This is a genomic window from Rhizobium bangladeshense, assembly GCF_017357245.1.
Lineage (GTDB): Bacteria > Pseudomonadota > Alphaproteobacteria > Rhizobiales > Rhizobiaceae > Rhizobium > Rhizobium bangladeshense.
This window is the reverse complement of sequence record NZ_CP071612.1, coordinates 1,640,220-1,662,323: the sequence shown is the minus strand read 5'-3', so window position 1 is coordinate 1,662,323 and position 22,104 is coordinate 1,640,220. Positions and strand designations below refer to the sequence as shown.

The following is a 22,104-nucleotide window of genomic DNA, read 5'->3' as shown; positions in this document are numbered from 1 at the left end:
CACTCAGCCCTTCATCATATTGACGTCTTCGACCGCGATCGAGCCGCGGTTGCGGTAGAAGACAACGAGAATTGCAAGACCGATCGCCGCTTCGGCAGCCGCAACCGTCAGAATGAACAGTGCGAAGACCTGGCCGACAATGTCGTTCAGGAAGGAAGAGAAGGCGACCATGTTGATGTTGACGGCAAGCAGGATCAGTTCGACCGACATCAGGATGACGATGACGTTCTTCCGGTTCAGGAAGATGCCGAAGACGCCGAGCGTGAAGAGGATGGCGCTGACCGTCAGGTAGTGGGAAAGTCCGATGACCATGTTCTTTGTTCCTTGACCTGCCTTTAGACGCCCTGCCCTGGCTTGACCGTAACCACCTCGACGGCGGTGGCGGGCGTACGGGCAACCTGCCTGGAAATATTCTGCCGCTTGATGTTGGTGCGATGTCTCAGCGTCAGCACGATCGCGCCGATCATGGCGACCAGCAGCACCAGGCCGGCAATCTGGAAGAAATAGACGTAGTTGGTGTAGAGCACGTCGCCGAGAGCGGCCGTATTGGTGCGTTCGGTCAGCGCAGGGATCGGCATGGCGACTGATTTGGCGATGTCAGGCGAGATGACGCTGCCGCCGATGACGACGATCAGTTCGGCCGCCAAAATGATCCCGATCAATCCGCCGATCGGCGCATATTCGAGAACGCCGGCCCTCAATTCGGTGAAGTCGATGTCGAGCATCATCACCACGAAGAGGAAAAGAACGGCGACCGCGCCGACATAGACGACAAGCAGGATCATCGCCAGGAACTCGGCGCCGAGCAACAGGAAGAGGCCGGCCGCGTTGAAGAACACCAGGATCAGAAACAGAACCGAGTGAACCGGGTTCTTCGCCCAGATGACCATGAACGCCGACGCCACTGCGACAAAGGCGAAAAGATAGAAAAATAGAGCCTGCAGACCCATGTTGGTGCCTTTTTCATCTTCCCCCGGGCAGCCGGGAGTTTCCCTGCCCGATGAAGCTTCGCGGCACTCGCCGGCAAAGCTCCTGTGCATATTGACCGCGGCAGGAGCGAGCAGCTCCATCGCGGCATTTCAGATCTCACTCAGCGGTACGGCGAGTCGATCGCGATGTTGCGGGCGATTTCACGCTCCCACCGGTCTCCGTTATCGAGAAGGCGCGCCTTGTCGAAATAGAGCTCTTCGCGGGTTTCCGTCGCAAATTCGAAATTCGGGCCTTCGACAATCGCGTCAACCGGGCAGGCTTCCTGGCAGAAGCCGCAATAGATGCACTTCACCATGTCGATGTCGTATCGCACCGTGCGGCGCGTGCCGTCGTTGCGGCGCGGACCGGCCTCGATGGTGATCGCCTGGGCAGGACAGATCGCCTCGCAGAGCTTGCAGGCAATGCAGCGCTCCTCGCCGTTCGGATAACGGCGCAGCGCATGTTCGCCGCGGAAGCGCGGGGAGACCGGACCCTTTTCGAAAGGGTAGTTGATGGTCGCCTTCTGGCGGAAGAAATAACGCATCGACAGAAAGAACGCGCCGAAGAATTCCTTGAGGAACAGCGAGTTGATGGAGCTGGACAAGCTTGCCATCTTCAACCTCCAATTTTGCCGGAAACGAGAGCGGGCATCATTACGCCCACCCCATCAGCTTCAGCACGAATGCAACGATGATGACCATGGCGAGCGACAGCGGCAGGAAGACCTTCCAGCCGAGGCGCATGAGCTGGTCGTAGCGGTAGCGCGGGACGAAGGCCTTGACCATCGCAAACATGAAGAACACGAAGCAGGCCTTCAGCATGAACCAGATGATGCCGGGGACCCAGTTGAGGATCCAGATATCGACCGGAGGCAGCCAGCCGCCCAGGAAGAGGATCGTCGTGAGCGAGCACATCAGGCAGACGGCGGCATATTCGCCGAGCATGAACATCATGTATGGCGAGGAGCCGTATTCGACCATGAAGCCGGCGACGAGTTCCGATTCGGCTTCCGGCAGATCGAAAGGCGGACGGTTCGTCTCGGCGAGCGCCGAAATGAAGAAGATGATGAACATCGGGAACAGCGACAGCCAGTGCCAGTCGAGGAACGAGGCAGGCAGGCCGAGCATGGTGCCGACGCCATTGTGCTGTGCATTGACGATGTCGGTCAGGTTGAGCGATCCGACGCAGAGCAGAACAGTGACGATGACGAAGCCGATCGAGACTTCATAGGACACCATCTGTGCGGCCGAGCGCAGCGCACCGAGGAATGGATACTTCGAGTTCGACGCCCAACCGCCCATGATGATGCCATAGACTTCGAGCGATGAGATCGCAAAGATATAAAGGATGCCGACATTGATGTTGGCGATCACCCAGCCGTCGGCGAGCGGCACCACCGCCCAGGTCGACAGCGCGAGAAGCACCGTCACCAGCGGCGCCAGCAGGAACACCGCCTTATTGGCGCCGGCCGGAATGATCGGCTCCTTGAAGACGAACTTCAGAAGGTCGGCGAAGGACTGGAACAGGCCGAAGGGACCGACGACGTTCGGACCGCGGCGCAGCTGCACCGCCGCCCAGATCTTACGGTCGGCAAGCAGCACGTAAGCAATGAAGACGAGCAGGCAGACGAGAAGCAGCAGCGACTGACCGATCATGATGATCCCCGGCCAGACATAGGTTGAGAAGAAAGAATCCATGAGTTCCTGCCCTTACTCTGCCGCGACTTTGAAGTTGTTGCGGGCCAATGCCGAGCACTCGGCCATGACAGCCGAGGCGCGCGCTATCGGGTTCGTCAAATAGAAGTCTTTGACCGGTGACGCAAACCCTGACTTGTTCATCTTGCCGGCTTTTTTCGCGACTGCGGCAATTTGGGCGCTATCGGTTTCGGCGATCTCGTCGATGGCGGCAAAATGCGGGAAAGCGGCATAGAGCCGGGCGCGCAGTTCACGCAGCGAATCGAAGGGGAGCTTCTTGCCGAGCACGTCGGACAGGGCACGAATGATCGCCCAGTCCTCACGGGCATCGCCCGGCGCAAAGCCCGCGCGGTTGCCCATCTGGACGCGCCCTTCGGTGTTGACCCAGGTGCCGGACTTTTCGGTATAGGCTGCGGCCGGCAGGATGACGTCGGCGTGATGGGCGCCGTTGTCGCCATGCGAACCGATGTAGACGGTGAGCCCGGCTTTCTTGGTCGTAAAGTCGAGTTCGTCGGCGCCGAGCAGGAAGAGCACGTCCATCGTCGTCAGCATTTCGGCGGCATTGACGCCTTTGGCGCCCGGCACGAAGCCGAGATCGAGGCCGCCGACACGCGAAGCGGCCGTATGGAGGACGGCAAAGCCGTTCCAGCCGTCGACGACCGCACCGACCGAACCGGCAAGCTTGGCGGCACTTGCGAGAACGCCGGCGCCGTCGCTGCGCGACAGCGCGCCCTGGCCGATAATGATCATCGGCTTGGCGGCGTTCTTCAGGACGTCGGCGAAGGCATGGTTCCCGTCGACCAGATCCTTCAGCGTGTCGGGACCGCCGCCGAGATAATCATAGTTGTAGCGCAGTTCGCCGGGCTCACCGATCACGCCGATCGGGAACTTGCCGCGGCGCCAGCGCTTGCGGATCCGGGCATTGAGGATGGCCGCTTCGAAACGCGGATTGGCGCCGATGATCAGCAGCGCATCGGCCTCATCAATGCCCGATATGGTCGGGTTGAAGATGTAGCTTGCACGGCCGAGCGACGGATCGAGTGCCGCCCCATCCTGTCGACAGTCGAGATTCTCCGATCCCAGCGACTTCACCAGTTCGGACAGCGCATACATTTCCTCGACCGAAGCAAGGTCGCCGGCGATTGCACCGATCTTGTCGCCGGAGGTGGCGCCGACCGCGGTCTTGATGGCGGCAAAGGCCTCTGCCCAGGTCGCGGGCTGCAGGCGGCCGTCGCGGCGGACATAGGGCCGGTCGAGGCGCTGGGTCTTAAGACCGTCCCAGATGAAGCGGCTCTTGTCGGAAATCCACTCCTCGTTGATCGCCTCGTTGACACGCGGCAGGATGCGCATGACCTCACGGCCGCGAGTGTCGACGCGGATTGCGGAACCGACGGCATCCATCACGTCGATCGATTCGGTCTTGTTCAATTCCCAAGGGCGCGCGGTGAAGGCGAAGGGCTTGGAGGTGAGCGCGCCGACCGGGCAGAGGTCGACGACGTTGCCCTGCAGTTCGGAGGTCATCGCCTGTTCGAGATAGGTGGTGATCTCGGCATCCTCGCCGCGGCCGATCAGGCCGAGTTCGGAAATGCCTGCGACCTCGGTGGTGAAGCGGACGCAGCGTGTGCAATGAATGCAGCGGTTCATCACCGTCTTGACGAGCGGACCGATATACTTGTCCTCGACGGCGCGCTTGTCTTCCTGGTAGCGCGAGGTGTCGATGCCAAAGGCCATCGCCTGGTCCTGCAGATCGCATTCGCCGCCCTGGTCGCAGATCGGGCAATCCAGCGGATGGTTGATCAGCAGGAACTCCATTACGCCTTCGCGGGCCTTCTTGACCATCGCGGTATTGGTGAAGACCTCCGGCAGCTCGCCGTTCGGGCCGCCGCGGATGTCGCGCACGCTCATGGCGCAGGAGGCCTGCGGCTTCGGCGGACCGCCCTTCACTTCGACGAGGCACATGCGGCAATTGCCGGCGACCGAGAGGCGCTCGTGGAAGCAGAAGCGCGGAACTTCAGCACCGGCCTCTTCGCACGCCTGCAATAGCGTGAAATGATCCGGAACTTCGATCTCGTTGCCGTCAATCTTCAGTTTTGCCATCGTCGCTCAGTCCTGTTTCCCGTTTGCCGGATGCCGACAAACAAACCTGTTTTGCAACATTCTCTTTGCCGAGCCGGACCTTTCGTCCTGCCGACAGCCGATGTCGCCCAAATTCTCTGTCGCGCGTTCCAGACGCGGAACCCGCACCGGCATCTGCAGCGTGAGGCCCCGCCCCTTCGCCGATCCGCCATATCTCCGGCCAGTTCATGGCCGGACAGTTCATTTCCTTCTGCGACCCCGCCCGGCCAGAACCTTCGCCTGACCAATCCAGTCGTCACGCGCGATGCGGCCGTTAAAGCCAAGCTCCGCGTCCAGCCGCGCGATATCCTCATCGGTCAAGGCGGCGATCTCGGCGAAGCTGCGAATGCCCTTGGCATTCAACACTTGCTCCAGCTTCGGGCCGATGCCGGCGATCAGCTTGAGATCGTCGGCCTTTGCAGCCCGCTGAGCAGCTTTCGCCTTCACAGCCGGCTTTGGCTGGCTTGCCGGAACCGGCGCGCTAGTCGGCTTGACAACCGTCAATCTCGGCCCCGCTCTCCTCTCGACCACAGGCTTCTCGGCCGCGGGCTTGCTGAGAGCTTTGCCGGCCGTACGGATATTCTCCGGTTGGATGTCGACTTCAGGCGCCGGCTCGTCCGGCGGCGTGTCATCAAGGGCTGCAGCGAGCTTCCCGGTGGTTTCCAGAGCGCTCTGGAAGGCTCCGAAAACGGCGCCCGCCATCTGCGTCGAGAAGCCGAAGCCGATTGCCGTTGCGGCGGCAAAGGCTGCGGCAGGGTGCGCCATTAGCGGATGCACAGGCATCGCCTGCGCGTTTTCCAGCATCTCCGCGGCAAGACGGCCGAAGCCGGCCGCGAAATCGGCAGTCTCTTCCTTCTTCCCACTCTTGGATGCCTTGTCCGTCATGATTATTCAGCCGCCTCCAGAACCGCGCCGTGGTCGAGGGCGCTTGCCGTATATTGGTCGATGCGTTTTTCGATCTCGGAACGGAAGTTGCGGATCAGGCCCTGAACCGGCCATGCGGCGGCATCGCCGAGGGCGCAGATGGTGTGACCTTCGATCTGCTTCGTCACCTGGAACAGCATGTCGATCTCGCGCTTCTGGGCATTGCCCTTGGCCATGCGCTCCATCACCCGCCACATCCAGCCCGTGCCTTCGCGGCAGGGCGTGCACTGTCCACAGCTCTCATGCTTGAAGAAGGAGGAGATGCGGGCAATCGCCCTGATGACGTCGGTGGACTTGTCCATAACGATCGACGCAGCCGTGCCGAAAGAGGAGCCGACGCCGCGCAGGCCGTCGAAATCCATCGGGCAATCGATGATATCCTTGGCCGGAACGATCGGGCAGGATGCGCCGCCCGGAATGACGGCGAGCAGATTGTCCCAGCCGCCGCGGATGCCGCCGGCGTGGCGGTCGACCAGTTCGCGGAAGGTGATGCCCATTTCCTCTTCGACCGTGCACGGCTTGTTGACGTGGCCGGAGAGCATGAACAGCTTGGTGCCGACGTTGTTCGGACGACCGATGGCGGAGAACCAGCCGGCGCCGCGGCGCAGGATCGTCGGCGCGACAGCGATCGACTCGACGTTGTTAACAGTCGTCGGGCAGCCGTAGAGGCCCATATTGGCGGGGAACGGCGGCTTCAGGCGCGGCTGGCCCTTCTTGCCCTCGAGGCTTTCGAGCAGCGCGGTTTCCTCGCCGCAGATATAGGCGCCGGCGCCGTGATGGACGAAGATGTCCATGTCCCAGCCAAGCTTGTTGTTCTTGCCGAGCAAGCCATAATCATAACATTCGTCGATCGCCGCCTGCAGCGCTTCGCGCTCGCGGATGTATTCGCCGCGCACATAAATATAGGCGGTATTGGCGCCCATGGCGAAGCTTGCAACGACGCAGCCTTCGATCAGCGTATGCGGATCGTGGCGTATGATGTCGCGGTCCTTGCAGGTGCCAGGCTCCGATTCGTCGGCATTGACGACGAGGTAATGCGGGCGGCCGTCGCTTTCCTTCGGCATGAAGGACCATTTGAGACCCGTGGGGAAGCCGGCGCCGCCGCGGCCGCGAAGGCCAGAGGCCTTCATCTCGTTGATGATCCAGTCGCGGCCCTTTTCGAGGATCTGCTTGGTGCCGTCCCAGTGGCCGCGGCTCATTGCGCCCTTCAGGGACTTGTCCTTGAGGCCGTAGATGTTGGTAAAGATGCGGTCTTTATCTTGTAACATGCTTCACCTCTTACCGCGGCTTCTTGCCGAAGACCTTGATATATTCCGCTTCGCCGCCCTTGGCGAGCGCCTTGGCCTGCTTGACCCAGTCGTCGCGTTCGATGCGGCCGCGGAAATTCAGGTAGCCATCGACCCATTCGCGCTCGGCCTTCTTCCAGCCCGCGACCTGCGAGAAGGTGAAGATGCCGATTTCATTCAATGTCGCCTCGATCTTCGGACCGACGCCCGAGATCATCTTCAGATCATCCGGTGCGGCGGGCTTTTCGATGCCGGCCGGGCGGTTCTTGTCGGTCAGGCTGGGCTTGGCCGCCGGGGCGGTTTCGGCCTTGGCGGCGGCCGGCGCCGGCTCGGCAGGCGCTGTGCCGGAAACCGGCTGCTCCTCGGCTGCCTTGGCGTTCTTCGCAGCCGCCTTCGGAGCCGTTGCCGGCGTCTTCAGCGCGGCATTAGTTTCGGCATCGGTGCTCTTCGGGCGGGCGGCCTCGGAAGGCGGGACCGGCGCGCCGTCAGCGGGAGCCGACACGGTTCCGGCATCGGTCTTCTTGGCGCGTGCCCTTGCCTTCGGCTCTTCCGTCGTCAGCGAGGTCGGACCGCCTTCGGGCGCCGAGAATATGCGGTCGATCTGGGTGCCCGGCTTGATGCTCGCGCCACTGCCTGCGGCAAAGGCATCGATGATCTCTTCGAGACGCTCGGGCGTCAGATCCTCATAGGTGTCCTTGCCGATCATCACCATCGGGGCGTTGACGCAGGCGCCAAGACATTCGACCTCTTCCCAGGAGAGCGTGCCTTCGGCATTTCGCTCGAAGGGATGAGCATGGATCTTGCTCTTGCAGACCGACATCAGCGCTTCCGAACCGCGCAGCATGCACGGCGTCGTGCCGCAGACCTGGACATGGGCGCGCGTGCCTACAGGATGCAGCTGGAACTGCGTATAGAAGGTCGCGACCTCGAGCACTCTGATATAGGCCATGTCGAGCATGTCGGCGATCTTTTCGATCGCCGCGCGCGTGACCCAGCCGTCCTGTTCCTGCGCCCGCATCAGTAGCGGAATGACTGCCGACTGCTGGCGGCCGGCGGGGTATTTCTGGATCGTCTTGTCCGCCCAGACCGCATTTTCATCGCTGAAAGCGAATGCGGCAGGCTGAAATTGATCTTCGGCTAATCGACGAACGGACATTCTTCCTCACGCCTTGTCAGTTTAGGGTTCCACACCGCGAAGCGGTCAAAGACTGCATTTCGCAGGCATAGGCCGACTGGTCTTTCTGCATAAATACGACGAATTTGCCGCCATTCGGAATGGCGGCCTTGATCTGATAGCCCTTGGACAAAAGCTCGCCCATGGACGATTGCTGCCCCGGCGGCGTCACTTCCTTATGACCCAGCGGCGTGCCGAGGGTGTCGGCCTCCTGGGCCGAAACCCCGGACGCCGAGAGAAGGATTGCGACGGCCAGCGGCAGAAGTCGCATCAGCGGTCCACCTCGCCGAAAACGATGTCGAGTGAGCCGAGGACGGCGGCGATATCGGCAAGCTGATGGCCGCGGCACATGAAGTCCATCGCCTGCAGATGGGCGTAACCAGGAGCGCGGATTTTGCAGCGATAAGGCTTGTTGGAGCCGTCGGAGACGAGATATACGCCGAACTCGCCCTTAGGGGCCTCAACGGCAGCATAAACCTCACCCGCCGGCACATGGTAGCCTTCGGTGTAGAGCTTGAAGTGGTGGATCAGCGCTTCCATCGAGCGCTTCATCTCGCCGCGCTTCGGCGGAACGACCTTGCCGTCGATCGACGAGTAAGGACCGGTCTTCGCATCGGAGAGCAGGCGGTTGACGCATTGCTTCATGATGCGGACCGATTCGCGCATTTCGATCATGCGGATCAAATAGCGGTCGTAATTGTCGCCGTTTTTGCCGATCGGGATATCGAACTCGAGGTCGGAATAACATTCGTAGGGCTGGGCGCGACGCAAATCCCAGGCAGCACCCGAACCACGCACCATAACGCCGGAGAAGCCCCAGGCCCAGCAATCCTCAAGCGAGACGATGCCGATATCGACGTTGCGTTGCTTGAAGATGCGGTTGCCGGTCAACAAGTTGTCGATGTCGTCGAGCGCCTTCAGGAAAGGATCGCACCAATCGCCGATGTCCTGCACGAGCTTTTCCGGCAGATCCTGGTGGACACCGCCCGGACGGAAATAAGCCGCGTGCATGCGCGAACCGGAGGCGCGCTCGTAGAACACCATCAGCTTTTCACGCTCTTCGAAACCCCAGAGCGGCGGGGTCAGCGCGCCGACGTCCATGGCCTGCGTCGTGACGTTCAAGAGATGCGAGAGGATGCGGCCTATTTCCGAGTAGAGAACGCGGATCAACTGGCCGCGGATCGGGATCTGGATGCCAAGCAGCCTTTCCACGGCGAGCGCATAGGCATGCTCCTGGTTCATCGGCGCGACATAATCGAGGCGATCGAAATAGGGCACAGCCTGCAAATAGGTCTTGGTCTCGATCAGCTTCTCGGTGCCGCGATGCAACAGCCCAATATGCGGATCGACCCGCTCCACAATTTCGCCGTCAAGCTCCAGGACAAGACGAAGAACGCCGTGCGCCGCCGGATGCTGCGGTCCGAAATTGATGTTAAAGTTGCGGACGTTATGTTCGGTCATGCTGCGTGCTCCGCTATTGCAGGCATTAGCCAGTGGGCAATAGGCAATAGTGTAGTTTTTAGATCCTACTGCTTCGCCTTTTCGTCGCCAGGCAGAACATATTCAGTTCCCTCCCATGGCGACATGAAGTCGAAGTTGCGGAATTCCTGCTTCAGTTCCACTGGCTCATAGACGACGCGCTTTGCCGCGTCGTCGTAACGGACCTCGACGAAACCGGTGGTCGGGAAGTCCTTGCGCAGCGGGTGACCTTCGAAGCCGTAGTCGGTCAGGATGCGGCGCAGATCCGGATGGCCGGTAAAGAGCACGCCGTACATATCCCAGGTCTCGCGCTCGAACCAGTCGGCGCCGGGATGGACGGCGCAGGCCGAAGGCACCGGCGTATCCTCGTCGGTAGCCACCTTGACGCGGATGCGCAGGTTTCTCTTCGGCGACAGCAGATGGTAGACAACATCGAAGCGCAGCTCACGCTGCGGCCAGTCGACACCGCAAATATCGATCAGGTTGACGAAGCCGCATTTGGCGTCGTCGCGCAGGAAGGTCAGCAGCGCGATCAGGTTTTCACCCGTTGTCGTCAGCGTCAGCTCGCCGTACTTCATCTGCGATGCGGCGATCAGGTTGCCGCGCGCTTCGCCAAGATAGGAGGCAAGCTCAGTCAGGGCTTCACTCATATGCCTTGTCCTTAACCCTTAGCGTTCGATCGTGCCGGTGCGCCGGATCTTCTTCTGCAGCAGAAGCACGCCATAAAGCAGCGCTTCCGCCGTGGGGGGACAGCCCGGCACGTAGATGTCGATCGGCACGACGCGGTCGCAGCCACGCACCACGGAATAGGAATAGTGATAGTAGCCGCCACCATTGGCGCAGGAGCCCATCGAGATGACGTAGCGCGGCTCGGGCATCTGGTCGTAGACCTTGCGCAGAGCCGGCGCCATCTTGTTGGTCAGCGTGCCAGCGACGATCATCACGTCGGACTGGCGCGGCGAAGCGCGCGGCGCAAAACCGAAGCGTTCGACGTCATAACGCGGCATGGAGAGCTGCATCATTTCGACGGCGCAGCAGGCCAGACCAAAGGTCATCCACATCAGCGAGCCGGTGCGGGCCCAGTTGATCAGCTCGTCCGTCGAGGTGACGAGGAAACCCTTGTCGGCGAGCTCGTTGTTGATCTCGCCCAAAAATGCGTCATTGCTGCCGATCGGCTTGCCGGTCGAAGGGTCAATGATCCCCTTCGGCTGCGGCGCGACGAGCGGCTGATTGCTCACAGCGGTCACTCCCATTCCAGGGCTCCCTTCTTCCATTCATAGATAAAGCCGATGGTCAGCACGAAGAGGAAGACCATCATGGACCAGAAGCCGAACCAGCCGATGGCGCCGAAGGAAACGGCCCAGGGAAAGAGAAAGGCGACCTCGAGGTCGAAGATGATGAAGAGGATCGACACGAGGTAGAAGCGGATATCGAACTTCATGCGGGCGTCGTCGAAGGCGTTGAAACCGCATTCGTAAGCCGAGAGCTTTTCCGAATCGGGCGCTTTGAAAGCCACGGCGAACGGCGCAATGAGCAGCGCCAGGCCGATAACGAGCGCTATGGCGATGAAGATAGCGATCGGAATATAGGAACTGAGCAGTTCAGTCATCATGTTCATCCTTGCTTGCCGGAGGCGCCAGGCAGCGCATTTGGGCAATTGCCCGGCAAGCGAACGTGCGTTGCAACAAGCCGTGGTTAGCGCAGCCGACGCCCCGGCGCAAGACTTTTACAGAGGCAATTCGACGCGCCGCGCGCGGACATTATCAAGCAGATGCAACGATGTCGCGACAAATCCGCAGAAGCCGATTCAAGCTGCATGCCTGACCCCTGGAAATTGCATGGCTTTTCGGAAGGAATGGCGCGAGTGACGGGGCTCGAACCCGCGACCTCCGGCGTGACAGGCCGGCACTCTAACCGACTGAGCTACACCCGCGCATGACGGACGGAAGAGCCGGACGGCGGCGATTGGACGCCTGCTTTGAAATGGCGCGAGTGACGGGGCTCGAACCCGCGACCTCCGGCGTGACAGGCCGGCACTCTAACCGACTGAGCTACACCCGCATTCATTTCAAGCAATCCGGATGCCTTCGCACCCCCACCAAAACGGCTGCCCGTTTCGATGAGCGGCTAACTACGGGGTTCGCCTTTTAGTGTCAAGCAGGTTTGGAGACAAAACCATGACAGCCGCTGAATTGTTTTGACAAAGCCGCCGCCTCGCCACCGGAAAGCCGGCAATTCCGTAATCCGCAGCCCAACCACAGCATGTTCGAAGCCGGCAGCACCGGCAAAACTCATATGCCCGCCGCCTTCCCCTTCCCTTTTTCCACAGCCCGGTCGCGCCCGATCCATACGGCAAGGGAGACGACCACCGCCAAAAAAATCAAAAATTCTTCACAAACACTCTTGCGGTTTTGCCGCGATCCGCATAGATCACGGCCACCAACGCAGCAGGCCGATCCGGCTTCGCCAGCGAAGGGCGATTAGCTCAGTTGGTAGAGCGCCTCGTTTACACCGAGGATGTCGGGAGTTCGAGTCTCTCATCGCCCACCATTCCTCCCCCTCAAGTTCCCAAGAGTGATGTCGACTGCCGCGGTCACATGTGCGCTGATTGGCTCATGCAGGTAACTGCCTCTGAAGCCGTCGGCTATGAACGCGACGCGGCATTCGGCAAGACGTTCCTGCGCAGCATAGCTGTCCGGCAGGTCAAATACGCGCCGTCTGGAAACGGATCTCCACCAAAACGGACTACTCCAGCCTCCGCGCACCTCCTATTGGGCGAATGGATGGGGGCGCGCAAAAGTGAGACTATTCGTCGCCCGGAAGTCTCCACGGTTGAAGGCTTGCGGCGCGGGGGGTGCCATGAGAACTCTATGTTCCGCATTGACGTTGTGCATCGCGATTGCCCTTTGCGCGCCAAGCGCGACATATGTCAGTCTGCCCGGATACGCATTCAAGACGAATCCGAAATGCCTGCGCCACGTACCGAAGACGAAGTTTGACAGAAGGTGCGACCAGCCGAGACTGGGCTTCAAGGACTTTACGCCTCCGCTTGTGACCGTGCTCGGGATCTGAAGATCCTGCTCAGCCTGCTGGCAACTCATCCCTTCGCCAGTTCCTGATCCACCGCCGAAACTAGCCGCGAATCATCTGCCGTCACATCGGGCGCAAAGCGGGCGACGACCTTGCCGTCGCGGCCAATCAGGAATTTTTCGAAATTCCAGAGAATGTCGTCCTCGTCGCCGCCTGAAATGCCATGGGCTTTCAGGCGTTCGCGCATCGGACCATCGCCCGTCGTCTTCACGCCCGATTTGGTCAGTTGCCGGTAGAGCGGGTGCTGGGCCTCACCCTTGACCGAAATCTTGGCGAAGATCGGGAAGGTGACATCGTAGGTGCTGGTGCAGAAATCGAGGATTTCGGCGTCGGTGCCAGGTTCCTGACCCTTGAAATCGTTGGCGGGGAAAGCGGCGATGACGAAGCCGCGGTCGCGCTTTTCCCTATAGAGCCTTTCAAGCCCCTCATATTGCGGCGTCAGCCCGCATTTCGAGGCGACGTTGACGATCAGGAGCACCCTGCCCTGGTATTCGTTCAGTTCGGTCTGTCGACCATTCAGTGATTTCACCCGAATATCCAGCACATTGCCCGTCACGGGAACCTCCAAATTGGCAAGGATCGTTCCGGGAGCTTAGAGCTTTTCCGGGTTACATTGAAGCATTCTGCCGGAGCAGGTTTTCGTCAGGGCAAAGGCGATCGACGAAGGGCATACCCAAAGGTACGTCCGAGCCAATCGCCTTGATCCTGGCTAGAGATGCCCGGCCCACCGGCCGCACCGCTTGGCCGTGGCGAAGCGACAAGTGCGTCCGGTGATTCTGGGGTCGTGCAGATTTGCCACGCAAATCTGCGGGAGGTTGGCTGAAACGGGCCGGCTGATCGACCGGCCGGCTTGGCCGCAGAGCTGGGCTACGCCGCGCGCCGGCCGGTCGACCAACCGACTCCGTTTGAGCCAACAGAATTCTTCAGGCTAACCCGGAAAAGCTCTAACGATATCGCCGCCATTGTCATCAGGGTTAGGGATCAACTCGGCGTCAGCGCGCCCGGCGTCGCCTCCGCCAACGCCGGGGCGGCCCGTCAGGCGGGCGAGGTTTCCCTTACGTCATCGAGCAGGAAATGCACGACGAGGTAATCCGTCTTGTAGTGGCGGCCGCTGTCCGAGACGGATTCGACGCTGCCGCCATCCTTTGGATGCCAGGGATGGTAATGTGGGTTGGTAGTGATGAGGGTGATGGCCTTGCCGGCGAATTTCTCCTCGCTCAACCGGAAACGCATCTCGGCGAGCGGCCAGATTCGCTCGTAATCTTCCATGGTGATGCGCGCCTTCAGCGCTTTCCGGTGCAGCGGCTCGCCGGCGCCTGTCTCAGCGGACGATTCCAGCATCACTTCTTCGGCATCGGCTATGATTGCATTGAACTCTTCAGGCCACGTCCGTCTCATGAAATCGCTCCTCCCAGGGCTCTTTCGTCGGTCTACAGGCAAAACTTAACGCTTTGTCGGAAAGAAGCAAATTCTTGTCATGCCGTTGTCATCCGCATCGGCTGCTCCTACGTTCCCCTCGAACCGCATCAGGGCCGTCAGCCGCCCCAATTCCGAGATCAGAGATGAAGACACGTGAAGAAAGGCAGGCACTGCGGGCGAGCATGCCGCGCACCCCGCTCAGCGCCCATCATTTGGAAAACGCCCGGCTGCTGCCGAATCGCGGCGAGTTGCTCTACCGGATTCCGAATGGCGGCATCGGCGTCGAGGTGGGCGCAGCCTTTGGCGAATATACGGCGGAGATCCTGGAAAAAAATCGCCCGGCGCAGCTTTATCTCATCGATCCCTGGTCGATGGATCGCTACAGCTCCGGGCTCGACGCGATCCACACGAATTTCGCCGCCGAGATCGAAGCCGGCCGGCTGCACCTGATGCAAGGCACGTCGCTCGAACAGCTCGCCGAATTCGAAGACGACTTCCTCGACTGGGCCTATATCGACACCGACCATTCGTTCGAGCTCACCTGGCAGGAGCTCCTGCTCTGCGATAAGAAGGTGAAGCGGACAGGACGCATTGCCGGCCATGATTTCTGCACCGGCAACACGGTCAAGCCAATCGTCTACGGCGTCGTCGAGGCGGTTACGAAATTCTGCAAGGATTATGGCTGGCAATTCGAATTCCTGACGGTCGAATCGCATGCGCATTTTTCCTATTGCCTGAAGCGCCTTTGATCAGCTTACGGCTTGCCGGAATATTGTTCGTCGCTGACTTTTTCCATCCAGGCGACATGGCTGCCGTCCAATGCCTCGTGAATGGCGATGTGCGTCATCGCCGTGTCCGGGCCAGCGCCGTGCCAGTGTTTTTCGCCCGGCGCAAACCACACGGTGTCGCCGGCGCGGATCTCGCGAATGTCGCCGCCCCAGCTCTGGGCGAGGCCCTTGCCTGAGGTGACGATCAGCGTCTGGCCGAGCGGATGCGTGTGCCAGGCCGTGCGAGCGCCCGGTTCGAAGGTGACAGAGGTTGCCCTCACCCGGGCCGGCGCCGGCGGCTCGATCAGCGGATCCTGGCGCACGGCGCCGGTGAAATAGTCGGCGGGCGGTTTCATCGAGGGGCTGGAGCCGGCGGGTTTGATCTCCATGATCGTTCCTTTCCTTCCATGCTGTTGAAGCTCTGCGGTACGACGATATTTGATCGAGGCGACACGTCAAAGCCGGATCGGCAATTGCCGCACGGCCGCCCGCCTGATAGGCCAGCATTTCTTCATAACCTGGGGAGATTTTTTCATGAGACACCATGCTTTCGGCCGCATGCCTTTCACCGTCACCAATATCGGCTTCGGCGCCTGGCAGATCGGCGGCTCCTGGGGCGATATCAGCGAGGCGGACGGGCGGGCGGCGCTGAATGCCGCACTCGATGCCGGAATGACGTTCATCGACACGGCGGATGTTTACGGCGATGGTCGCTCGGAAAAGATCATTGCCGATGTGTTGAAGACGCGCGGCGGCGAGCGCCCGATGGTCGCGACCAAGGCAGGCCGCCGCCTCAACCCACATGTCGCGGAAGGCTATAGCAAGGCCAATCTCGAAGGCTTCATCGACCGCAGCCTCAAGAATCTTGCGGTCGACAGTCTCGATCTCGTACAGTTGCACTGCCCGCCGCGCGAAGTGCTTTACCAGCCCGAGGTCTTCGAGGGCCTCGACGCGCTACAGAAGGCCGGCAAGATCAAGGGTTACGGCGTCAGCGTCGAAAAGGTCGAGGACGGGCTGAAGGCGATCGAATATCCTGGCGTCGTTAGCACCCAGATCATCTACAACATCTTCCGCCAGCGCCCCGACCATCTGTTCTTCACGGAAGCGCGCCGCAGGAACGTGGCGATCATCGCCCGCGTACCGCTGGCAAGCGGCCTTCTCTCCGGCAAGATAAGTCGCGAGACGCAGTTTGCCAGCGACGACCACCGCAATTTCAACCGCCACGGCGAAGCTTTCGATGTCGGCGAGACCTTTGCGGGCGTACCTCTCGAGGTCGGGCTGCAGGCAGTCGAGGAAGTGCGCAAGCTGGTGCCTCAGGGCGCCACCATGGCCGCCTTTGCGCTACGCTGGATCCTTATGGCTGAAGCCGTCACTGTCGTCATCCCAGGCGCCCGCAATGCCGAACAGGCGAGAGCCAATGCGGCGGCCGCGGATCTCGCGCCGCTCTCGGCTGACGTCATGGCGGCGACACGCGAGATTTACGAGCGACTGATCGCGCCGCATGTGCATCAGCGCTGGTAAGCCCTGACAGCCCGTTCAAGCCCGGCTGTCCGCCTGGCCGGGCTTGAGACATTTTCCCAAGTAGGACGGAATCAGACCGTCACGACAATCTTGCCGAACTGCTCGTTCGATTCCAGGAAGCGGTGTGCCTCGACGATCTGCTCGAAGGGGAATGTCCTTGATATGACAGGCTCCAGCGCGCCGGACGCGAGCCCTTCGAGAATAAAGGTCTTTGCAGCCTGCAGCCGCGCCGGATCGCGGACAATCTCATGGACGAGATAACCGCGTAGGGTCAGGCCTTTGCCGAGCACCGCACGGAGCGGAAACGGCGTCGGCTCGGGGTCCAATCCGCCATATTCGATGACAATGCCGCCCGATGACATTGCCGCGCTCAGCGGCTCGAAGATGGGGCCGGCGACGGCATCGAAGACGACCCGCACGCCATCCGGGCCGGCGACGGCCTTCAGCTTCATTTGCAGATCTTCCTCCTGTGAAGCGAGGACATGCGCAGCACCGGCATCTTGCAATGCCTGACGCTTGACGGAGGTCCTGGTAATCGCAATCGGCGTCGCACCGACCTTGTTGGCAATCTGGATCGCAGCAAGTCCCACGCTGCTCGATGCCGCGGTCACGGCGACGAAATCACCTTTGCTCAACCTCGCAATGTCGATGAGTGCGCCGTAGGCCGTCAAATATGGCATCCAGACGGCAGCGGCGGCTTCCCAGGACAGCGTCGGCGGATGCCTGACGACGAATTCGGCGGGAAAGGTTATGAGTTCCGCATAAGCCGGCCACCGGACCATAGAGATGGGCGGGATGATGCTGACATGGTCGCCGGGCACAAACCCATCCACCCCCTCGCCCACCGCCTCGATGATACCAGCCGCTTCGAGGCCGAGGCCCGAGGGCAGCGGCGCAGTTTCGATATAGGCGCCTGACCGCAACAAAGCTTCAGCGCGATTGATGCCCAGCGCCTTGACGCGGATCTGAACCAACCCCGGCTGGGGCGCGGGAATCACTACATCCTCGATGCGGAGAACCTCGGGACCGCCAAGCTCACGAAAGCGGATTACACGTGCCATTCGATATCAACTCCAAAATGATTGAACCGAATGATCTATGCCAAGCCGCCTCCAGAAGATAAATTGGCCAAAAGGCAAGACAGAAGAAACCACGAGTTTGCAATATGGATCGTCTCACCAGCATGGCCGTCTTCGTGAAGGCCGTCGATCTGGGCTCATTCGCAGCGGCGGCCGCGGCGCTTGGCCTGTCCGGACCGATGGTCGGCAAGCATATCCGCTTTCTTGAGGAGCGCCTGGGTGTGAGCCTCCTCAACCGGACGACGCGTCGCCAGAGCCTGACGGATTTCGGACGCGCCTATTACGAGCGCTGCCGGGTGATCCTTGCGGAGACCGAGGCTGCGGATGCGCTAGCAGTCGATCATCTTTCCGAACCCTGCGGAAGGCTGCGCGTCACCATGCCCGTTCATTTCGGTCGGCGCTGCGTGGTCCCGATCCTAATCGAACTCGCCCAGCGGCATCCGAACCTCGAACTTGATCTATCGCTCAGCGATCCTGTCATCGACCTCGCGGAGGGCGGCTACGATCTCGCGATCCGCACTGGCGAGTTGGAGGACAGGTCTGGCGTCATCGCGCGCCGTGTCGCGCGCCAGCGCATGGTGGTCTGCGCCTCGCCAGCCTATCTCGATGCCCAAGGCAGGCCCGAGCGGCTCGAGGATCTCGGCAGGCACGATGCAATCGTATATGCCCGCTCCGCCCGGCTCCGCCCGTGGCTTTTTCCGCGCGGCGACGAGCCACCGACTGAAATCAGGCCCAAGGGCCGTTTGAGGCTCGACGACCTCGATGCCATTGCTGATGCGGCAACGGCAGGCATGGGGCTCGCCTGGTTGCCCTCCTGGCTTATCCGGGACCGTGTGCAGGCAGGGATGCTGGTGGTGGTGCTGCCGGACGAGCCAGAATTCCCGTATGATTGTCATGCGCTGTGGCTGCAGACACCACATCTGCCGCTCAGAACTCGTCTTGCTGTCGACGCATTGGCGGCTGCATTGCCTAAACTCATGGCGTAGGCCAGGCTGTTCAGGGGCAAACCGGCAAATGAAACCGGCCGGGAGCTAAACCCGGCCTTTCATTTTCATGGGAACGCGAACTCAGTTAGTGGCGGTCAGGTTGACCGGGAAGAACAATGTTTCGCCGGAGGAGTCGCTCACACCGTCATTGTCGGTCACGCCATAGGCCTTGCCCGATGCGTCGAAGGCAAAACCTTCCAGCTTGTCGAGAACGTAGCCGTTGGTGGCCGACTTCAGGTCGCCTATGAAATCATGGGCTTCCGTCTTCCTGACGACAGGCAGTTCGCCACCGAGCTTGCCCGGCTTCAGGTCGGAGATTGCGACCTTGTAGAGCTTCTTCAGCTTGGCGGCGTCGCCGACCAGGTTGTCGCGCTCGATGATGTAGACGCTGTCGCCGTGGGCGGAAATCTCGGACAGTCCGACCCAGCCGCTTTCCGTCTTGTCGAGCGGATAGCGCACGGCGCCCCATTCCTTTTTCTTCGGATTGTAGGAGACGAGCTTCACGAAGCCCTTCTCGTCATCACCCCACTCGCGCTGGACGGCCATCCAGAGCGTGGCATCGTCGCCGGTGCCGACAATGGTGACGCCCTCGAAGCCGTAGCGGATTTCGTTGGCGGCAAATTCCTTCGGCAGGGCGATCTCGGCCTTGATGTCGCCCTTGGCATTGACGTTGTAGAGGGCATGCGGGACGAGGCGTTCGCTATACCCTTCCGAGGCCAGCCAGAAGGAACCGTCGGCGGCAGCCGCGATGCCTTCTATGTCGAGCTTCTGGGCCGGAGTGCCGTCACGCTTGACGACCAGCGCGTCGGTGATGACCGCCGGCTTCTTGCTGGCGTCGATCGTGTAGATCGTCGGCTGCGAGCCCAGAACGCTGTCGCTGACGGCGTAGAGCATGCCCGGTTTGCCGGGAACGGCGGCGAGACCCGAAAGCGCTGCGAAACCGATCGGATTGCCATCCTTCTCGGCGGAGACGATCTGCGGATAGGCTCTTTCGCCTTCCGAACGCTCGTAGATCATCACATGCGAGCGCGCGCCGCCATCCTTTCCGAGGTCGAGTTCATTTGCGGTGGCAAAGAGATTGCGCTGGGGAATCGCGATCGCGCCTTCCGGCGAAATACCTGACGGCAGCAGCTGGACGAGTTCGGGATCGGCGCCGGTATCCTTATAGACGCCGACGATCGAGGCGCGCTCGGCGAGCAGGAAGAAATAATTATCGTCGCCGAACTTGGCGACTTCGAGACCTTCCGGCTCGACACCTTTCGATCCCGAACGGCTTTCGGGATAATGGCCGATATGGGAAACGGCGCGTTCGAAGGATGCGCCCGATTCGTAGAGGACCTTGCCCGTCTTGTCGAAGATGGTGAAGCCGCGCGAGCCGCCCTGGTAATCGCCTTCATTGGCAACGACGAGGCGGTTGTCGTCCAGCCACTTCACGGCATCAGGCTCGCGCAGCACACCTTTCGATTCGCTTGAGAATTTCAGGGCGCCGTCGCGCTTCGTGTCAATGCCGGAGAGATCGGCGCTGCCGGCGGTAAAGTGGGTCTTCACCTGAGCCGTGTTGGCGTCGATGATGACGATCTCGTTATTTTCCTGCAGCGTCAGGGCAATTTCGTTCAGGCCGTTGAAAGCGACGAATTCCGGCTCCGGATCTTCGGGGGCGACACCGGCACGCCCGGTCAGCGCCACGTGCTTGGTGGTGCCGCAATCGACTGTGCCGTTCTTGACCTGGAAGACGACGAGGTCGCCGGCCGGCATCTGCGGGATCTTGCCGTCATTGACGTCTTCGTCGCGCTCGTTTTCGATCGCGATGGCACCGAGCGTCTTATCCTTGTTGAGGGCGATCGAATCCGGCTGGCCGCCGAGATCGCAGGTACTCTCGATCTTCTTCGTCGCCACGTCGACGATTGCGAGGCGGCCTGAGGGCTTGGTCTTGCTTTGGGAGGTGTTGACGGCAACCAGCGCCTTGCCGGCGCTCGAGGTGACCGATGTCGGCTCGCCATCCATCATAAGCGCGCCGGCGGCTCTCGGGGCCTTGGCGTCGGTGATGTCAATGAAGCCGATCGCACCGAGCGGGCTGTCGCTATAGATCAGGGTGTTGCCGTCGTCGGTCGCGGTGATGATTTCTGCCGATGTCACCGACAGCTTGTCCTTGTCACCAGGCAGGTTCTGGGCGACCGGGAAGGAGGCGACGCGGTTGAAGACCGGCTCAGCCGCAGCGGGAAAGGCAACAGATGCGAGAAGCACGGCAGCAAGCGCTGCCTTGCGGGATGAAATTGTCATGGAAACCCCCAATGTCGAAAGATCGAATAGAGGGGTTTTGCGGGACTGCCATGACAGACACATGACAGGCTGCAAGATTTCAGAGGCTTGGCGTCATGCGGTTTGCCTTTCCCGCCGCAGCTCGTTCCTCATGATGAAGAGCGATGCGGAAAGAATGAGTGCAGCGCCCAACCACAGATAGCCGGCGGGCGCGTAGCCGAAGAACAGCCAGCCGGCGAACACGTTGAGCGGCAGCTTCAGATCGTCGAACGGCTGGACGTAGGCGGCGTCGGCGCTGGCATAGGCAAGGGTCAGCAAATACTGCGCCACGACCGTCAGGAGGCCTGCCAGAAGGAAGAGCGCGAGTGTGGTGCCGGTAGGCACCGCAAAATCCGCCGCAAGCGCCAGACTGCCGTTGATCGGCGTCAGCAGCACCAACAGCCAGACAGTGATTGTCTCCGGCCTCTCGATGCCCGTCAGGCTCTTGGTGATGAGCGAGGAGGCACCCCAGAGCAGCGCCGAGAGGACCGGCAGGAGCGCGGCCCAGGTGAAACCGTCCGACCATGGCTGAAGGATGATCATCGCGCCGGCAAAGCCGACACCCGTCGCTGCCCAGCGGGCCGGGCCGACGCGCTCACCGAGGAACAGGCGGGCACCGAGGATGATGAAGAAGGGCGAGGTCATGACGAGCGCGATCGCCTGCCAGATCGGCACCGAGGCAAGACCCAGAACCCAGGCCTCGACGCCGAGCGCGGCAAAGAGGACGCGCACGACATGCCGCCACGGATAGTTCGTCCGCATGGCCGAAAGTCCGGCCTTGCGCAGAAAAGGCAAAGAGAAAAAGAAGGCGAAGGCATACTGCCAGAAGGCTGCGGAGGCCGGCGGAAAGGCGAGCCTCATGGTCAGCCACTGGGTGACGACGTTCAGGAGCGAGAAGGCCACGCCTCCGAGCACCATGAAAGCTGCGCCGGCAAAGGCGCGGGAACGCGGGAGTGCAAGGGAATTCTGATTCATGTCTTCCATCCAAAACAGGGACCAACATAAATCAGGACGCATGAGGCGATGACACGCGGACGCCGGCAGTCCCCTGCCCGCTGGCGCATGCTCATTCTCTTTCATCCGGACTATACCGTCGGCTCCGGAATTGCACCGGATCTGCTGACCCCTCCCCTGCCGAAGCTTGAGAAGGCGCTCGCGGGCTCGGGCCGCAGCCCTTACCGCCGGTGGGGACTTTCACCCCGCCCTGAGAACGGCATCTTTCGTAAAACAAAGCGCTGCCTGCGGCAAGCGGCAAAACAAAAGGGGTCCGGCACGCCGAACCCCTCGAAATCCTGTTCAGCCG

General features: G+C 61.2%; 23 protein-coding genes, 3 tRNA genes and 1 riboswitch. Of the genes, 5 read left to right on the top strand and 21 right to left on the bottom strand.

The features are described from left to right. Window positions 1–3 precede the first annotated feature (3 nt). The 15 genes from nuoK to J2J98_RS07960 all read right to left on the bottom strand — a co-directional run bounded on the left by nuoK (window position 4) and on the right by J2J98_RS07960 (window position 11,702). The gene (nuoK, locus tag J2J98_RS08030; RefSeq protein ID WP_003587269.1) at window positions 4–312 is read right to left on the bottom strand and encodes an NADH-quinone oxidoreductase subunit NuoK; all 309 of its coding nucleotides are present in this window, start codon (window positions 310–312) and stop codon (window positions 4–6) included. A gap of 23 nt (window positions 313–335) precedes the next feature. Continuing rightward, entirely contained in the window at window positions 336–950 is a 615-nt protein-coding gene (locus tag J2J98_RS08025) for an NADH-quinone oxidoreductase subunit J (protein ID WP_038692451.1), read from the bottom strand. A 140-nt stretch (window positions 951–1,090) separates the two neighbouring features. After that, window positions 1,091–1,582: an NADH-quinone oxidoreductase subunit NuoI gene (nuoI, locus tag J2J98_RS08020; RefSeq protein ID WP_004680064.1), complete on the bottom strand. Its 492-nt coding sequence runs from the start codon at window positions 1,580–1,582 to the stop codon at window positions 1,091–1,093. Between the two features lie 40 nt (window positions 1,583–1,622). After that, window positions 1,623–2,666 (bottom strand): NADH-quinone oxidoreductase subunit NuoH, encoded by a 1,044-nt coding sequence (gene nuoH, locus J2J98_RS08015; RefSeq protein WP_064706931.1) that lies wholly within the window; start codon window positions 2,664–2,666, stop codon window positions 1,623–1,625. A gap of 12 nt (window positions 2,667–2,678) precedes the next feature. Next, on the bottom strand, window positions 2,679–4,760 hold the full coding sequence (gene nuoG / locus J2J98_RS08010) for an NADH-quinone oxidoreductase subunit NuoG (protein ID WP_064706930.1): 2,082 nt from the start codon (window positions 4,758–4,760) through the stop codon (window positions 2,679–2,681). A gap of 219 nt (window positions 4,761–4,979) precedes the next feature. Continuing rightward, window positions 4,980–5,663 (bottom strand): hypothetical protein, encoded by a 684-nt coding sequence (locus J2J98_RS08005; protein WP_064706929.1) that lies wholly within the window; start codon window positions 5,661–5,663, stop codon window positions 4,980–4,982. Window positions 5,664–5,665: 2 nt separating this feature from the next. Beyond that, a complete protein-coding gene (gene nuoF, locus J2J98_RS08000; protein ID WP_207602814.1) occupies window positions 5,666–6,970 on the bottom strand; it encodes an NADH-quinone oxidoreductase subunit NuoF in 1,305 nt (434 codons plus the stop codon). Between the two features lie 10 nt (window positions 6,971–6,980). After that, complete coding sequence (locus tag J2J98_RS07995) at window positions 6,981–8,144, bottom strand: NADH-quinone oxidoreductase subunit E (protein ID WP_207602813.1); 1,164 nt, start codon at window positions 8,142–8,144, stop codon at window positions 6,981–6,983. 16 nt (window positions 8,145–8,160) lie between these two features. Then, window positions 8,161–8,433, bottom strand: a complete 273-nt coding sequence (locus tag J2J98_RS07990) for a hypothetical protein (RefSeq protein ID WP_064706926.1) — start codon at window positions 8,431–8,433, stop codon at window positions 8,161–8,163. Then, a complete protein-coding gene (locus J2J98_RS07985; protein WP_064706925.1) occupies window positions 8,433–9,623 on the bottom strand; it encodes an NADH-quinone oxidoreductase subunit D in 1,191 nt (396 codons plus the stop codon). Before J2J98_RS07985 ends, J2J98_RS07990 begins: the two co-directional genes overlap by 1 nt. A 65-nt stretch (window positions 9,624–9,688) precedes the next feature. Further along, window positions 9,689–10,291, bottom strand: a complete 603-nt coding sequence (locus J2J98_RS07980) for an NADH-quinone oxidoreductase subunit C (protein WP_138395131.1) — start codon at window positions 10,289–10,291, stop codon at window positions 9,689–9,691. A gap of 18 nt (window positions 10,292–10,309) precedes the next feature. Then, window positions 10,310–10,894, bottom strand: a complete 585-nt coding sequence (locus J2J98_RS07975) for a NuoB/complex I 20 kDa subunit family protein (RefSeq protein WP_207602812.1) — start codon at window positions 10,892–10,894, stop codon at window positions 10,310–10,312. Further along, window positions 10,885–11,250 carry an NADH-quinone oxidoreductase subunit A gene (locus tag J2J98_RS07970; protein WP_007626195.1) on the bottom strand — a complete coding sequence of 122 codons (366 nt, stop codon included), beginning with the start codon at window positions 11,248–11,250 and terminating at the stop codon, window positions 10,885–10,887. The genes J2J98_RS07975 and J2J98_RS07970 overlap by 10 nt, the downstream gene beginning before the upstream one ends. Before the next feature lie 247 nt (window positions 11,251–11,497). Further along, a tRNA-Asp gene (locus tag J2J98_RS07965) sits at window positions 11,498–11,574 on the bottom strand. 51 nt (window positions 11,575–11,625) lie between these two features. Further along, window positions 11,626–11,702 (bottom strand) — tRNA-Asp (locus J2J98_RS07960). A 413-nt stretch (window positions 11,703–12,115) separates the two neighbouring features. Between J2J98_RS07960 and J2J98_RS07955 the strand changes: the two genes are divergently transcribed. Then, window positions 12,116–12,191: transfer RNA gene (locus tag J2J98_RS07955), tRNA-Val, on the top strand. Window positions 12,192–12,500: 309 nt separating this feature from the next. Beyond that, a complete protein-coding gene (locus J2J98_RS30760) occupies window positions 12,501–12,713 on the top strand; it encodes a hypothetical protein (RefSeq protein WP_138395129.1) in 213 nt (70 codons plus the stop codon). 25 nt (window positions 12,714–12,738) lie between these two features. Here the strand turns inward: J2J98_RS30760 and J2J98_RS07950 are convergent, their stop codons facing one another. Together J2J98_RS07950 and J2J98_RS07945 are read right to left on the bottom strand one after the other, a co-directional pair. Next, window positions 12,739–13,287, bottom strand: coding sequence for a glutathione peroxidase (locus J2J98_RS07950; protein ID WP_207602811.1), 549 nt, complete (start codon window positions 13,285–13,287; stop codon window positions 12,739–12,741). 479 nt (window positions 13,288–13,766) lie between these two features. Continuing rightward, the gene (locus J2J98_RS07945; protein ID WP_064706921.1) at window positions 13,767–14,129 is read right to left on the bottom strand and encodes a hypothetical protein; all 363 of its coding nucleotides are present in this window, start codon (window positions 14,127–14,129) and stop codon (window positions 13,767–13,769) included. A gap of 164 nt (window positions 14,130–14,293) precedes the next feature. Between J2J98_RS07945 and J2J98_RS07940 the strand changes: the two genes are divergently transcribed. Further along, complete coding sequence (locus J2J98_RS07940) at window positions 14,294–14,899, top strand: class I SAM-dependent methyltransferase (protein WP_138395127.1); 606 nt, start codon at window positions 14,294–14,296, stop codon at window positions 14,897–14,899. Window positions 14,900–14,904: 5 nt separating this feature from the next. On the opposite strand, the gene J2J98_RS07935 is transcribed toward J2J98_RS07940, so the two are convergent. Further along, window positions 14,905–15,306 (bottom strand): (R)-mandelonitrile lyase, encoded by a 402-nt coding sequence (locus J2J98_RS07935; RefSeq protein ID WP_064706919.1) that lies wholly within the window; start codon window positions 15,304–15,306, stop codon window positions 14,905–14,907. Window positions 15,307–15,451: 145 nt separating this feature from the next. Between J2J98_RS07935 and J2J98_RS07930 the strand changes: the two genes are divergently transcribed. Next, entirely contained in the window at window positions 15,452–16,438 is a 987-nt protein-coding gene (locus J2J98_RS07930; RefSeq protein ID WP_064707081.1) for an aldo/keto reductase, read from the top strand. 71 nt (window positions 16,439–16,509) lie between these two features. Here J2J98_RS07930 and J2J98_RS07925 read toward each other — a convergent pair whose 3' ends face one another. Then, complete coding sequence (locus tag J2J98_RS07925; RefSeq protein WP_207602810.1) at window positions 16,510–17,499, bottom strand: zinc-dependent alcohol dehydrogenase family protein; 990 nt, start codon at window positions 17,497–17,499, stop codon at window positions 16,510–16,512. A gap of 104 nt (window positions 17,500–17,603) precedes the next feature. On the opposite strand from J2J98_RS07925, the gene J2J98_RS07920 reads away from it, so the two are divergent. Beyond that, window positions 17,604–18,503 (top strand): LysR family transcriptional regulator, encoded by a 900-nt coding sequence (locus J2J98_RS07920; protein ID WP_207602809.1) that lies wholly within the window; start codon window positions 17,604–17,606, stop codon window positions 18,501–18,503. An 81-nt stretch (window positions 18,504–18,584) separates the two neighbouring features. Here J2J98_RS07920 and J2J98_RS07915 read toward each other — a convergent pair whose 3' ends face one another. Then, the gene (locus J2J98_RS07915) at window positions 18,585–20,783 is read right to left on the bottom strand and encodes an esterase-like activity of phytase family protein (protein ID WP_207602808.1); all 2,199 of its coding nucleotides are present in this window, start codon (window positions 20,781–20,783) and stop codon (window positions 18,585–18,587) included. Between the two features lie 93 nt (window positions 20,784–20,876). Further along, the gene (locus tag J2J98_RS07910; protein ID WP_425504996.1) at window positions 20,877–21,785 is read right to left on the bottom strand and encodes a DMT family transporter; all 909 of its coding nucleotides are present in this window, start codon (window positions 21,783–21,785) and stop codon (window positions 20,877–20,879) included. A gap of 80 nt (window positions 21,786–21,865) precedes the next feature. Beyond that, window positions 21,866–22,017: riboswitch (FMN riboswitch) on the bottom strand. Window positions 22,018–22,104 lie beyond the last annotated feature (87 nt).